Here is a 13,854-nt window from a genome sequence, read left to right as displayed (position 1 = left end):
CGGCCGCCCGACCGCTGTCCGCTCCCGGTGACCGACGGAAAACGGGCAGCGGCCGGGCGGCGGCGGGCGGTTGAGGCCCGCTACCGCTCAGCCGCGCAGGTGCGCGGTGAGCAGCCGCACCACGGCGTCGATCTGCTCCGCCACGTAGAAGTGCCCGCCCGGGAAGACCCGCAGGCTGAACCCACCGGTGGTGTGCCGCTCCCACTGGGCGACCTGATCCACCGTGGCGTTGGCGTCGGTCTCCCCCACCAGGGCGGTGATCGGCTGCGGAACGGCGGCGTCCGGCGCGGCCAGGTAGGTCTCGATGGCGGTGTAGTCGGCCCGCAGCGCCGGGATGATCAGCTCGCGCAGGGCCGGCACGTCGAGGATCCGCTCGTCCGTGCCGCCGAGCCGGACGATCTCCTCCAGCATGCCGTCGTCCGACATCAGGTGCACCGCGCTGTCCCGGGGCAGCGACGGGGCGCGGCCCGCCGAGACGAACAGCCGCTCCGGCCCGGCCAGGCCGTCCCGGGCGAAGCGACGGGTGACCTCGAAGGCGACCGCCGCGCCCATGCTGTGCCCGAAGAACACGACCGGGCGGTCCACCCAGCCGCGCAGCTCCTGGTAGACCTGCTCGGCGAGTTCCGGCACCGAGTCGATCGTCGGCTCCGCATAGCGGTTCTGCCGGCCCGGGTACTGGACGGCCAGCACGTCGGCGTACGGCGCGAGCGCGTTGGCGTAGTCCATGTAGTAGCTGGCCGATCCGCCGGCGTGCGGGAAGATCACGATCCGGGCGGGAGCGAAGTCGGACGGGTTGAACCGGCGGAACCACGGGTTGTCGACGGCTGCGCTGCTGGGCATGCGGGGTGTGACCTCTCTCCGTGACGGACTCTGCTCACCCCAGTCTCGCAGTGCACCCGCACCACCGGGGGCGGTTACGGTGGGCGACCCGGATTCCGGCACTCCGGTCGGCCGCTCGCGCTCCCGGGGACGGGCTCCGCTCCGACCTCACCGGTCCCCTTCGGACTCGTCCAGTGCGACCCCCCAGGGGTCCACGGCCGCGTCCGGTTCGGTCACCCAGCCCGCCGCCAGCACCAGCCGGGAGAGCCGGTGGACGGCGAGGAAGCCGAACGGGCGGCCGAATTCCACGCTGACGTGGCGCTGCAGGAACGGCGGCCGCGACACGGCCGCGGCGCCGCCGCACATGATCCCGACGGCCGTCACCGCGGAAGCCCGGAACCCGCGGGCGCCGAAGGTCGCGGTGGCCTTCTGCCGCGCGCTGTTGACGAACAGCGGCAGCCCGCCGACCTGGAGCCCGGGCAGCCGGTCCTCCGTCTCGGACGGGGTGCTCAGCGTCGTCAGCCCGAAGAGTTCCTTGCGGGCCAGCAGATCGTGCTCGGCCGCCACGGTGAACTGCGGGACGCCCACGGTCAGCAGGTCCGCCGGCTCGTACCGCGCCAGCGCGCCGACCGAGAGCCCGGGGCCGGTGGTGCCGACCGGCAGCCGGTCGGCGGTGGTGCGGCGGTACCGCTGCGAGAGCGACCCGATCCCGGCCGCCAGCACGCCGCCCGGATCGGCTCCGGGCTCGCCGAGCAGCAGGTGGACGGTGATGTCGCCGTACCCGAGCACCTGGAACTCGGTGACCGGGCCCGCGGGCGTCTCCACCAGGGCCGCGCGGTCCAGCAGACGCGTCGCCCCGGTCAGGTGGCGAACGGGCCGGCCCCAGTCGTCCGTGTGGTTCCCGCCGAAGCCGCCGGAGTCCTGGAACGGTCGGATCCAGTCCGTCCGGAGGGTGAGCGCCGAGGCCAGCACCAGACGGCTGTCCGGATTCAACTCGACCGGCATCTCGTCGATCGCCGCGTCGGTCTGCTCGCTCGCCCAGGCGTCCAGCAGCTTCTTGTCCCGCTCCGTGTCACCGCTCAACCGCCCGACCAGGTCCGCCGGAACGGAGGCCAGCCACTCCGGGCGCAGCCGCAGCCGGTCGTCGGCCCAGACCCCCAGCGCGGAGCGCACCGCCGGGATGTCCCGCAGCAGGCCGAGCAGGTCGCGGGCGCGCTCGGCGGCGGCCGCGACCGGCACTCCGAGCGCCTGCGCCAACTCGCCCCGGACGGCGGTGCTGCCGGCCGGGGCCACCAGCCCGAGCAGCGGCCAGACACCCGCCGGCATCAGGACCGGCCCCCGCCGCAGGTCGGCCTGCTCCACCCAGCGCTCCCCCAGCGCGTTGACGGCCCGTACGGCCTCGGCCCTGCTCATCCGTTCCCCCGTGCTCGGCGTTCCACCGCCGCCGAGCCTAGGAGCAGAACACCGGCCGGGGCCAGCGGTTTTCCCGGTCAGGACGCCCGGGCCAGGTACCGCGCGCGAGTCAGTTCGTGGACACGGACGGCGTTGCCGTTGCCGGGGACGGTGGTCTCCCGCTCGGCTCGCAGACCGAGCTTGGCCATCACGCGCTCGGAGGCGGTGTTGCCGATCTGCGCGATGCTGACGATCCGCTCCAACCCGCAGTCCTCGAAGCCGAACCGCAGCGCCGCCGTCGCCGCCTCGGTCGCGATGCCCCGGCCCCAGAACGACCGGCCCAGCCGCCAGCCGATCTCGACGGCGGGCAGCACCTCGGGCAGGAACCGCGGCACCGCCAGGCCGGTGAACCCGGCGAGTTCACCGGTCCCGCGCAGCTCCACCGCGAACAACCCGAAGCCCTCGTCCTCCCAGGCCCGTTCCCACCGCTCGATCGCCGCACGGCTCAGCTCCGGGGTGAGGACCCGCCGGTCGCCGATCCACCGCATCACCTCGGGGTCCGCGTGCACCTCGGCCATCACCGGCACGTCGCTCTCGCGCCAGCGCCGCAGGATCAGCCGGGAGGTCTCGATCGTCACCATGCCCCCATCATCCCCTCCACTCATCCCCCGCACCGTGCCGTGATCAGGCCCGTCGCACCGCCAGCACGGCCGAACTCCCGGGCGTGGTCAGCACCTCGCTCGCCTCCAGCGCCGGGTGCGTCAGGTAGTGCAGGCGCAGCTGGTCGACCTCACCGCCGTAGCGGGGCGGCCAGTGCGGCGAGGGCGTGAAGTCGTCCAGGAGCAACAGACCGCCGGGGGCGAGCAGGTCGACCACCCGGTCGGGGTGGTCGCGCTTGCCGCCGCCGTCGCAGAAGAACACGTCGAACGGGGCGTGATCCTCCAGCAGCCGCCAGTCCCCGTGCAGCACCCGCACCCGTTCGTCCCCCTCGAACAACGCCGCCGCCTCCCGGGCCAGTCGCCCGTCCCGCTCGACGGTGACCAGCCGTCCGCCCGGGCCGAGCCCGCTGCGCAGCCAGGCCGTGCCGACGCCCGCACCCGTGCCGCTCTCGGCGACCGTCCCGCCCGGCTTCGCCGCCGCGGCGAACGCCAGCAGCCGGCCGACCTCCCGGGTGCAGCTCCTCCCGAACCCAAGCCGGGCGGCGCCCCGCTCGGCCGCCAACACCCGCTCGGGAACGCCCCGTTCCACGCCGTCCACCATCCTCCCGATCCCCCTCCGCGACTCCGGACGGACCATCATGCCGTGCTCCACCACCCCCGGGCCGACGGTCGGCCACGGAACGCCTGGCCCGCGACTGATCCTCAGCGCACCGCCCCGAAGGCGACCGCCGCCGCCCTCGACCGGGAGACGCCGTCCAGCAGCAGTACGGAGGCCGCCTCCGGGGTCGGCGGCGGTCCGCCGGACCGGGCGTGCCGGGTGAACTCCGCCGACAGCACGGCCAGGCCCCGGCGGTGCCGGGCGAACACCCGGGCTGAGGCGTGCCGTCCGCGCGCCCGCTGGCCGTCGAGGGCGGTGGCGGCGCCGACGTCGAGCAGCACCAGGTGGAGTTCGCGGCCCTGCCGCCCGGCCTCCCGGGCGAGCCAACGCCGCATCCAGGCGCGGCTGCCGCAGTCGTGCACCAGCAGCGGTCCGCCCCGCCGCACCGAGCTCCGCAGCAGCCGGAAGTGCTCCAGTCGGGCCCACGGCCGGTAGACCGCGTACGGCAGGCGCGCGGGCATCACCGCCTCGCAGGCCTCGTGCACCGTCCGCGGGTCCACCGTCGCGGCCTCGCCACCGGCCGACCAGCGGCGCAGCAGCGTGCTCTTGCCGGCCCCCGGCAGGCCCGACACCACCACCACGGCCCCGGCCGGGTACCCCACCACGAACGGCGCCCCGGCCTCGCCCCGCAGGTCCAGCACCCCACGCGGCGCCAGCACCGCCACCCCCGCCAGCTCCGCCGTGCCGGCCGTCCCCGCTTCGCCGCTGTCCACCGCTCCCCGTTCCCTGTCCGATCGACCGCCGACCCTAACAAGCCGGACGCCCGCGCCGGCGCGACGCCGACGCCCCCACCCCGGTGTTCCCGCCGCCCGACGCAAGGAGCGGGACCCACCCACCGGGCACCCGTGGTGCCGCCGCGCCCTAGACTGACGCGTCGTCAGTCGCGGAAAGGGTGGGCATGACAGAGGCCGGCGGGACGTACACCGGGCTGGTGCTGGACGGACTGGCGCGGGATCCGGGCCGGACGGCCCTGTCCTGCGGCGCCACGGCGCTGACCGCCCGGGACTGCCTGGACTCGGTGTTCCGGACGGCCCGCGCGCTGGAGCGGGCCGGGCTCGGGCCCGGGGACGGCGTCACCGTGCTCGCCGGGAACACCCCGGAGGCGGTGCTGGTCCGGCTGGCGGCCAATCTGCTGGGCTGCCGGGTGGCGATGCCCGGCCCGGACCTCCCGGTCGCCGAACTGGTGGCGCTGGCCGGGTTCGCCGAGACCGCGGTGCTGGTCTTCGACCCCCTCCGGTACGCCGCGGCGGCCGGGGCGGTGGCGCGGGCGCTGCCCGCCGCGGGGGTGTTCGCCCTCGGCCCGACGGCCTTCGGCACGGACCTCGTGGAGCTCGCCGCGGCCTGCTCCGCCGCCCCGCTGGAGCCGCGCTGCCGCCCCGAGGACGTGATGGCGATCCGGTTCACCAGTGGCACCACCGGCCGGCCGAAGGGCGTGCTGCGCCGCTTCGCCCGTCCGCCCCGTCCCGCACTGCTGTCCGGGGCGTCCTTCCTGCTCTGCACCCCGCTGGCGCACGGCGGCGGCACGAGTGCGGACCTCGCCCTGGCGGCCGGGGGCACGGTGGTGCTGCAGGAGGGCTTCGCGGCCGAGGAGGTGCTCGCGGCGGTGGAGCGGCACCGGGTGTCCCGGGTGTACCTGCCGCCGCACCTGCTCTACCGGCTGCTGGACGACCCGTCGCTGGCCGTGGCGGACACCGGCAGCCTGCGCCGGGTCGGCTACACGGGCTGCCCGCCCTCGCCGCGCCGGCTGGCGGAGGCGACCCGGCGGCTGGGCCGGGTGCTGCACCAGACGTACAGCCTGACGGAGTGCGGGCCGGTCTCCCGGCTGAGCCCGGACGAACACCTGGACCCCCGGCTGCTGACCACGGCCGGGCGCCCGTACCCGGACACCGGGGTGCGGATCCTGGACGAGGAGGGCGCGCCGCTGCCGCCGGGCCGGACCGGGGAGATCTGCGTCCGCACCCCGACCGCGATGGCCGGGTACTGGCGGGATCCGGAGCTGACCGCACGGGTGCTGCGGGAGGGCTGGCTGCACACCGGGGACCTGGGCAGCCTGGACGCGGCGGGCTATCTGACGGTGGCGGGCCGACGGGACGCGATGGCCGTTGTCGAGGGGCACAATGTGTTCCCCCATCAGGTCGAGGAGCCGCTGCGCAGCCATCCGGACGTCCGGGAGGCGGTGATGTTCACCAGCACCGACCCGGACCGCCTGGAGCGCGTCCACGCCGCGGTCGCGGTGGCTCCGCACGCCCGGGTGACGGCCGACCAGCTGCGCCACTGGGCCGGGGAGCGCGGGGACGCCCGGTGCGTCCCGGACACCGTCCTGCTCCTCCCGGCGATCCCGCTGACCGGGCTGGGCAAGCCCGACGTAGCGGCCCTGCGCGCGCTGGCCGAGGAGCGGAGCGGGCGGCCCGTCACCGCCACGGGGGCGCGCGAAACCATGTGACGCGCCCCTCCGGTGCTTCGAGCGCCCGCGTAGGCCACCTGTTGCGCACCAGTCGACGGGAAGAACCCCCACCGTGGGCACTCGACCGTGCGGGCCGAGCTGCCGATACACCCCGGCGGCGCTCCCTCGCACCGCCTCCAGGAGGCACCCCTTGACCTGGCTACGCGTCCTGACCGCGCTCGGCATCCTCGCCGCGGCGGCCGGTGCCCTGTTCCTCTTCGCCCGCTGCACCGCGCCCTCCCGGGGGGAGCGCGCCGGCGGAACCGCGCCGCCCGACCTCCGGCAGGAGGCCGAGGGCAGCGGCCTCTTCCCGCGGATGGGCGGCGACAGCTGAGTCGCCGCCCCTCAGCACCCCGCGATCTCAGCTCCCCGCGAGGTCGTCCGGGCGGACCTCGATGTGGTCGGCCGCGAGATCGACCGCCACCCGGTGCTCCATGCCCAGCGACTCCAGGAACTTGACGGGCAGCTGGACCCGGCCGGCGCGGTCGAGCATCACGTACTCGCGCTCGCTGACCGACTCCTCACCGTGCTCGTCCGTCACGGTGCGGCGCAGCACCTCGCTGCTGGTCCGCCCGTCCCGGATGGCCACCGTGCGGCGGACCTCGCCCGCGACCATCGGGTCGTGGGTGACGATCACGACGGTGGTGCCGAGCTCCCGGTTGACGGTGCGGAAGGACTCGAAGATCACCCCCGCGGTCTCGGAGTCCAGCTCACCGGTCGGCTCGTCGGCGAGCAGCACCGGCGGGTTGTTGGCCATCGCCACCGCGATCGCGACCCGCTGCTGCTGACCGCCGGAGAGCTCGTTGGGGCGCCGGTGGGCGAGGTCCCCGATCTCCAGGGCCTCCAGCAGCTCGGCCACCCGGGCGGCCTGCTGCTTCGAGCCGGTCGCCCCGCTCCGTCGGCCGCGCAACTGCATCGGCAGCGCGACGTTCTCGGCGGCGGTCAGGAACGGCAGCAGGTTGCGGGCGGTCTGCTGCCAGATGAAGCCGACCACCTCGCGGCGGTAGCGCAGCCGCTCCTTGGCGGACATCTCCAGCAGGTCGCAGCCCGCGACGGTGGCGGTGCCCGCGGTCGGCACGTCGAGGCCGGCCAGGATGGTCAGCAGGGTCGACTTGCCGCTGCCGGAGGCGCCGACCAGCGCGACCAGGTCGCCCTGCTGGATAGTCAGCTCCAGGCCCTGCAGGGCCTGGACCTCGATCCCCTCGGCGCTGAAGATCCGGACCAGCCGGTCGCAGACGATGGCCGCGCCCGCTCCGTAGGCCTGGGGCGAGGCGGCGGCCAGGGCCCGCTGCCGGAGCTCCTGCAGGCTGGGCGCCTCGACCGCCGGCCGCTCCTGGGAAGTGCTCTTCACGGCTGCTCTCCTGTCTCGACGGTCCGGTGCGTCCGGCGGGTCCGGTCGGTGCGGTCGGTGCGGTCGGTCTGTGCGATCCGGCTGGTCGGTCCGGTTGGTCCGGTCGGTCCGGTCGGTCCGGTGCAGGTGGTTCCCCCGGCGCCGGCCCCGACCGGTGCCCGTTGCGGTGTCATGACTGTTCCCCCGCTCGGAGTTCGGTGGCGATCTGGCGCCGTCCGGCGACGAGGGTCTCCAGGACGATGCCGAGGCCGACCAGCAGGGCCAGGCCCGCGGTGGGCAGCAGGACGGGCAGGAGGGCGGGGGTGATGACGTCGCCGACCTTGGCGCCGACCAGGGTGGAGATGTCGAAGGCGCCGCCGAGCAGGGCGACGGCCGCGAGGGCGACCAGGCCGCCGCCGGCGGCGGCCGCGAGGGTCTGCGGCAGTGCCTCGGTGATGATCAGTGCCAGGCCCTGGCGGGGGCGCAGCCCCATGGTGCGCAGGCGGGCGAGGACGGCGGTGCGGTCGGGTGCGGCGCGGAACAGTGTCAGCAGGACGGCGAGCAGGGCGTAGCCGGCTCCGGCGGCGGCCGCGTACCAGAACAGCCGCTCGGCGGCGTGCTGCAAGGGATCGTCGCCGAGCGCGGTGGCCGTCTCCGCGCTGCTGTGCACCGTGTACCCCACGGGCAGGCCGTGGGTGGCCTTGCCGGCGGCCGCGGCGTCGTCCGCGACCAGCTTGGCCAGACCCGTCGGCTGGGCGCCGCCGTTGTCCCGCAGGGCCGACCTGACCTGCTCGGGGTCGATGTCCCCGACGGCGAACCACTTGTTCACCCGCTTCGCGTCCGGCAGGCGCTCCCAGGCCGGACCGGCCGGAACCACGACGAAGGGCTTGCCCGGGTCCGGCAGGGCCGGGGTCGCGGCGACGGTCGCGGCGACGCTCAGGTGCAGGGCGTTGCCGTTGGGCGTGCGCACCTGGGCCGGTCCGGCGGCCAGTCGCCTGGTCAGATCGCGGCTGACCAGGGCGGGCACCGGGGTGTCCCGGCCGCCGGGGGCGGCGGCCAGCTTCGCCGGGTCGAACTCGCCGACCCCGACCGTGCGGGAGATCTCGGCGTAGGCCGCCGGCTCCACCACCACCAGGTAGGCCTCGGTGTAGTCCTGGTCGGCGCCGACGAAGCGGGCCTTGGGCTCGACCCACGCACCGGTGGAGGCGTGGACGCCGGGCAGGGCGTCGGCGGCCTTGGTGAAGGAGTCGCCGAGGGTGGCGTAGTCGGGCAGGGAGACGCCGATGTCCCCGCCGGTGGCGATCCGCGCGGCCCGGGTGCGGACGTGGTCGACGGTGTCCAGCACCGTGGCACCGAACCCGGTGGTGGTCACCGCGATCAGCAGGGCGAGCAACGGCAGCACGGAGGGCCGGCGCCGCCCCGTACTGTCCCGGGCCGCCCGGGCCAGGCCCAGGAACGCGATCAGGCCACGGCCCCGCCCGGCCAGCGCCGCCAGCCGGCCGACCGCCACCGGCTCGATCCGCGCCAGCACCAGCCCACCCGACACCGCGAGCAGCAGCGGCGCGGCCACCAGCAGCGGATCCAGCCCGCCACCGGTGCCCACACCCCGGCGCCTGACCTCGGCCACGGCCGCGACGGTGACCGCCAGCACCGCCAGCTCGCCCACCAGCCGACGCCGACCGCCCACGGCCCGCCGACGCGACCACAACAGCGCCGCACGCGCCGGGAAGGCCAGCACCGCGATCAGCGCCGCCACCGCCGCCGCCAGCACCGCGCCCTCCCACCGCGGCGTCGGCAGCAGCACCACCGCCAGCGCCGCACCGGCCACCGCGGCCGGCAGCACCGTCACCGCCCCCTCACCCACCAGCCGGCCCAGCACCCCGGTCCGCGAACCACCACGGGCCCGCAGCAACCGGATCTCCGCGCCGCGCCGGTCGGTGGTCAACGCCGCCGCCAGGAACAGCACCACGACGGCGACCCCCGCGACCCCGGCCGGACCGATCGTGCTCAGCGGCAACGACGCCCGGTAACGGTCGTCCGCCCGGCTCAGGATGTCGGGGAGGCTGGAGCCGGTCCGCAGGTCGCCGCGCAGGGTGGCGCTGGACAGCGCGGTGGCACCGGGCCCGGTCAGGATGGAGCTGACCACGGTCCTGGTCCGGGCGAGCCGGTCGGCGCGCAGCGAGGCGGGGTCGACGGGCAGCCGCCAGAAGTTCTCGGCCCCCGCGCCCCAGCGGGCCAGCGCGGGCAGGCTGCCGCCGTCGACGAACCCGCTGGTCGCCCAGTGCTCGTGCTCGGGCACCGGCTTGAGGCAGGCCCGGGCCGGGCAGCCGAGGTTGTCCCAGAACGGGTCCTGGGGGTCGTTGATCCGGTAGAGGCCGACCACCACGGTGGTCCGCTGGGCGCCCGGTCCGTCCACGCCGTTGTCGATGACGTCACCGAGCTTGATGTGGAGGGTGTCGGCGGCCGCCCTGCTCAGCACGATCGGCAGCGGACCGTCGCCGCTGCCTGGGGTCGGCCAGGTGCCGTCCGTGAGGGTGGCCCGGCCGGCCAGGTCCTGGAGGTAGAACAGGCCGAGCTCGGGGTCGGTGTTGTCCGAGATCCGAACGTACTCCCGATTGCGCATGCTGCGCCCGCTCAGGGCCCGGGCGCCGTGGGCCTGGCCCGCCTGGGCCAGCGTCAGCTGCCGGCCGACCGTCTCGGTCAGCTTCCGCTGCACCCGGTCGAGCACGACGGCGTTGTCGTCGCCCTGCGTCCGGGAGGTGACCTGGAGGCTGGTCGCGTTGAGGCCCTTCTGGCCGACGAAGTCCCGGAGCGCCGCGTCCGCGCCCCGGTCCGCGATCCGCGGGAAGGCCGCCGCCAGGAAGACGGTGACGAACGCGAGCACCGCCATCAGCAGCGCGGCCGACGGGTTCGCCCGCAGCCGGGTGGGGACCCAGCGCGCGGGCCGGAGGGCCGGGCGGTGGGCGGTGTCGGGGGCGGGCACGCGGGTGCCGGCCTGGGTGGTCACATCTCCTCCACGTGGCGCAGCCGGTTGGCCACGTCTCGACGGCGGCGTCCGATCAGGAAGGCCGACAGCAGCGGGGCTACGGCGATCGCGGCCGCGAACAGCAGGGCCTGGCCGACGGGCAGGTCGATCAGGGCCTCGGGCAGGGGGCGGTGGGCGGTGGGTGTCAGGACCACGAACGGGACGATCAGGTGGACCAGCAGGGCGCCGAGGGCGAGCCCGACCGTCCCGCCGAGCCCGACCAGCAGCGCCTGTTCGGCCGCGACGGTGCGGGTGACCTGCTTGCGCGGCGCGCCCAGGGCGAGCAGCAGCGCGGAGTCCCGGGCGCGCTCGTGGGCGGAGCCGGCCACGGCGGCGACGAAGCCGATCGCGGCGAGCAGGGCGGTGACGAGCGCGATGGCCATCAGCGCGTTCTGCGGGGCGGCGCCCACCGGGTCGCTGAGCATCCCCTCGGTGACCTCCTCGTGGAGCTGGACGTCCTGGGTGCCCGGGGCGGCCCGCAGCGCGGCGGCCAGTTCGGCCGGAGCACGGTCGTCGGGCCCGGTGGCCGGCAGCCACCACTCGGCGTGGCTGGGCAGCACCCGGCCCTGCGCGGCCAGGAGCCGCCCCACGGTGTCGAGGTCGACGACCAGTGCGCTGCGGCCGCCGACCGGCACGGCCTCGACCGCCTTGGTGATCTTGACCGGGACGACGCCCCCGGCGAACGGCACCCGGACGACGTCGCCGGCGGAGCCGCCGATGAGTTTCAGGTAGTCCTTGGTGGCGACGCCGGACACGGTCGTCGGAGCGTCCGTCCCGGCGACGCCGAGGACGGCCCGCAGGGAGACGCCGGTGCCCCTCGCGAAGCGGTAGGCCGCGGTGAACAGCCGCCCGGTGTCCGCGGGTTCGGGCGCGACGGTGACGAACGGGGGCTCCCCGCTCTTGGGTGCCGGACCGTCGACCAGGTCCCCCTTCCAGGAGAGGCCGGCCGGCACCGGGACCTCGGTCGCGGGGCCGTCGGCGCTGTCCGAGACGGCCAGCCGACCGACGGTCACCGCGCCCTCGGCCCGGTCGCTGTAGGAGACGGTCGCGCCGACCAGGGTCAGCGGCGCGGCGACGGAGCCCATCGGCGCGTCGACCAGGGTGGTCAGCGGGGCCGAGGCGTGCTGCCGGCCGCTGACCGGGAGGCCGACGAACGGGGCCTTGTGGACATAGCCGTTGCGGTCCCGCAGCAGCAGGGTCACCTCCGGCGGGGAGGGGGCCATCGGGTACCGGCCGGTGTACAGGCCCGTGTTGTCGACCGTCTGCCGGATGGACAGGTCCGCGTCGATCCGCAGCGGGCGGCCGGGGAGCGGGACCCCGCCCTTGGCAGCGGTCGGCGCCGGCTGGGCGAGCGGGCCGAACACCGCCGCCCGGTCGGCCCCGTCGAGCAGGTCGGCGCGGATCGGGACGCGGTCGGCCACGGCGGCCGTGTCCAGGGCGAGCAGCTGGCCCGTGCCGTTCTGGAGCGGCTGCTGCTCGTGGTAGACCGGGATCAGCCGGTCGCCGCCGGGCAGTGCGCCGTAGCGTCCGCCCTGGCCCATCAGCGCGGTGTGCGCGGCGGATATGCGCAGGCCCCCGGCCGTGTCGAAGGCGGCCTGGTCGCGCTGGGAGTCGGTCCAGGTGGCGTGCTGGCCGAGCGCGAGCACCCCGGTGGCCACGGCCATCACCAGCAGCAGCACCGGCCCGTTGGCGCGGGCGGGCTGACGGGACAGCTGCCAGCCGACCATGGCCGGGCCGAGGCCGCTGCCCCGGGCGGCGACCCGGGCACCCAGCCGGGCGACCAGCGGCAGCAGCCGCAGCACCACCAGTGTTCCCGCGCACAGTGCCAGGGTGGGGGTGGCGACCAGCAGCGGGTCGACGCCGAGCCGGCCGGAGGAGTCGGCGGACAGTCCGCCGCCGTACTGGTCGAGTTGCTGGTAGGCGAGCACGGCCAGGGCGAGCACCGCGAGGTCCCCGCCGTTGCGGGCGATGCCGGAGACCACCGCCTGGCGGCGGCCGGCCTTGCGGCGCAGTGCGGCACCGGCACCGCGCAGCAGGCCGGGCGCGCTGGCCAACGCGATGCACAGCAGGGCGCAGAGCACGGCCACCGGCCAGAGCGTCCAGCCCAACCGGGTGTCCAGGGCGACCTGGTGGGCGCGGCCGAGGCCGGCCAGGACGCGGACCAGGAACGGTGTGAGCAGGGGTGCGAACAGCGCGGCCGGGAGGGCGAGCAGCACCGACTCCAGGGCGGTGAAACCGCCGAGCCGGGCACCGGAGGCGCCGCGGGCGGCGAGCAGTTCGTTCTCCCGCTCCTGGCGGGTCGAGATCAGCCGGACCACCAGCAGCAGGGCCGCGGTGGCGAGTACGGCGAGTTGCAGCGCGCCGATCAGCAGGGTGGACCGGGCGACCATCAGACTGGCCGACAACTCGTGCACCAGATCGGGGAGTTCGGTGGTGGCACTGAGGCTGGAGGCCTTCCGCAGGTCGTCCGCCAGGGGTTGGACCCGGCCGCCGATGGCCTCGGCCGTGTCCTGGTCGACGCCCGCGAAGTCGGCGTCGAGCAGCCAGCCGCGGCTGCTCTGCGGCAGGGCGCCGGCCGCGAAGGCGCTCGGGTCGACCATCATCGGGCCGTAGGTGGTGAATCCGCCGGTCTCGACCTCGTGGCCGCCGACCGGGTCGATGCGCCAGTACGCGGCGAACGGATCGGCGGCCCGGTAGACGCCGGTGACCCGGACGATCAGCGCCGTGCCGTCGAGCCGGTCGGTGAGCGGGACGTCCACGGGCAGCGCCTGGGCGGTCAGGCCGAGCCGGGCCAGCATGGTCTGCGGCACGGCGACCTGCGCGGCCGCGGAGCGGACCGGCCCGGTGACGGCACCCGGCCAGGCACCGGCGACCAGGCTCACCCGGGAGCGGTCGAGATCCGCAAGGACCGTCAGGTCGACCTTGTCCGTGCCGGACTGACCTCCCGACGGCGCGGCCGGGGCCGCAGCGTTCCCGGCCGCCGGGGCGTCACCGCCCGCCAGGCCGAAGGAACGGCTGCGCAGCAGGCTGTCGGTGTGGACCGGTAGGTCGCCGAAGAGCTTCTGCCGGTAGGAGGCGAGCGCCTCCTCGTCCTTCTGCCGCTGGTCGGAGCCGTGTTCCGCGGTCACCACCACAGCGGTCCGGGCATGGCCCGGCCCCTGGAGCGCCTGCCGCAGGCCGGCCTGGCCGACACTGCTGTTGAAGGTCACCAGAGCGGTCAGTACCGCCGTGGTGATCAGTACCGTCAGCAGGACGGCAGCAGCCAGCGGCAGTCGCCCGCGCACTCTGCGCACGACGAAGCCGAGCATCAAGTTCCTCCCCCGGTCTCAGACCCGGTCGCGATCCAGCCCCCACCCGTCGATCCGTCCCGGACCCTCATCGGTCACGGACGGGCACCCCACGGGCGTACCGGCGCAGTGATCACCGGCATTCGGTCGCCGGATAGCGGACGATGCTGTCAGATTCGATCCGAGAACGGAAGGGACTTGCGCGAATCAAGTAAGCAATGAGCAAATTCCTTGTATTGGC

The 13,854-nt window shown here is 75.5% G+C and carries 10 protein-coding genes; 2 read left to right on the top strand and 8 right to left on the bottom strand.

What is annotated here, in order from left to right; genetic code table 11:
* Positions 1–87 precede the first annotated feature (87 nt).
* The 5 genes from ACZ58X_RS17385 to ACZ58X_RS17365 all read right to left on the bottom strand — a co-directional run bounded on the left by ACZ58X_RS17385 (position 88) and on the right by ACZ58X_RS17365 (position 4,241).
* A complete protein-coding gene (locus tag ACZ58X_RS17385; RefSeq protein ID WP_470334488.1) occupies positions 88–840 on the bottom strand; it encodes a thioesterase II family protein in 753 nt (250 codons plus the stop codon).
* A gap of 147 nt (positions 841–987) precedes the next feature.
* Positions 988–2,232 carry a serpin family protein gene (locus ACZ58X_RS17380; RefSeq protein ID WP_470334487.1) on the bottom strand — a complete coding sequence of 415 codons (1,245 nt, stop codon included), beginning with the start codon at positions 2,230–2,232 and terminating at the stop codon, positions 988–990.
* 77 nt (positions 2,233–2,309) lie between these two features.
* Complete coding sequence (locus tag ACZ58X_RS17375; RefSeq protein ID WP_402476558.1) at positions 2,310–2,852, bottom strand: GNAT family N-acetyltransferase; 543 nt, start codon at positions 2,850–2,852, stop codon at positions 2,310–2,312.
* A gap of 43 nt (positions 2,853–2,895) precedes the next feature.
* Positions 2,896–3,471, bottom strand: coding sequence for an O-methyltransferase (locus tag ACZ58X_RS17370; RefSeq protein ID WP_470334486.1), 576 nt, complete (start codon positions 3,469–3,471; stop codon positions 2,896–2,898).
* A gap of 101 nt (positions 3,472–3,572) precedes the next feature.
* Positions 3,573–4,241 (bottom strand): AAA family ATPase, encoded by a 669-nt coding sequence (locus ACZ58X_RS17365; protein ID WP_470334485.1) that lies wholly within the window; start codon positions 4,239–4,241, stop codon positions 3,573–3,575.
* A gap of 185 nt (positions 4,242–4,426) precedes the next feature.
* Here ACZ58X_RS17365 and ACZ58X_RS17360 point away from each other — a divergent pair, with 185 nt between their 5' ends.
* Together ACZ58X_RS17360 and ACZ58X_RS17355 are read left to right on the top strand one after the other, a co-directional pair.
* Positions 4,427–5,971: an AMP-binding protein gene (locus ACZ58X_RS17360; protein WP_470334484.1), complete on the top strand. Its 1,545-nt coding sequence runs from the start codon at positions 4,427–4,429 to the stop codon at positions 5,969–5,971.
* Positions 5,972–6,122: 151 nt separating this feature from the next.
* Positions 6,123–6,305 (top strand): hypothetical protein, encoded by a 183-nt coding sequence (locus ACZ58X_RS17355; RefSeq protein WP_470334483.1) that lies wholly within the window; start codon positions 6,123–6,125, stop codon positions 6,303–6,305.
* Positions 6,306–6,332: 27 nt separating this feature from the next.
* Here the strand turns inward: ACZ58X_RS17355 and ACZ58X_RS17350 are convergent, their stop codons facing one another.
* From ACZ58X_RS17350 to ACZ58X_RS17340, 3 genes are all read right to left on the bottom strand, one after another.
* Positions 6,333–7,322, bottom strand: a complete 990-nt coding sequence (locus tag ACZ58X_RS17350) for an ABC transporter ATP-binding protein (RefSeq protein ID WP_470334482.1) — start codon at positions 7,320–7,322, stop codon at positions 6,333–6,335.
* A 169-nt stretch (positions 7,323–7,491) separates the two neighbouring features.
* Positions 7,492–10,308: a hypothetical protein gene (locus ACZ58X_RS17345; RefSeq protein WP_470334481.1), complete on the bottom strand. Its 2,817-nt coding sequence runs from the start codon at positions 10,306–10,308 to the stop codon at positions 7,492–7,494.
* Entirely contained in the window at positions 10,305–13,634 is a 3,330-nt protein-coding gene (locus ACZ58X_RS17340) for an ABC transporter permease (protein ID WP_470334480.1), read from the bottom strand. Before ACZ58X_RS17340 ends, ACZ58X_RS17345 begins: the two co-directional genes overlap by 4 nt.
* Positions 13,635–13,854 lie beyond the last annotated feature (220 nt).

Source organism: Kitasatospora sp. NPDC040550, assembly GCF_055594965.1.
This window is presented reverse-complemented; position numbering and strand designations above follow the sequence as displayed.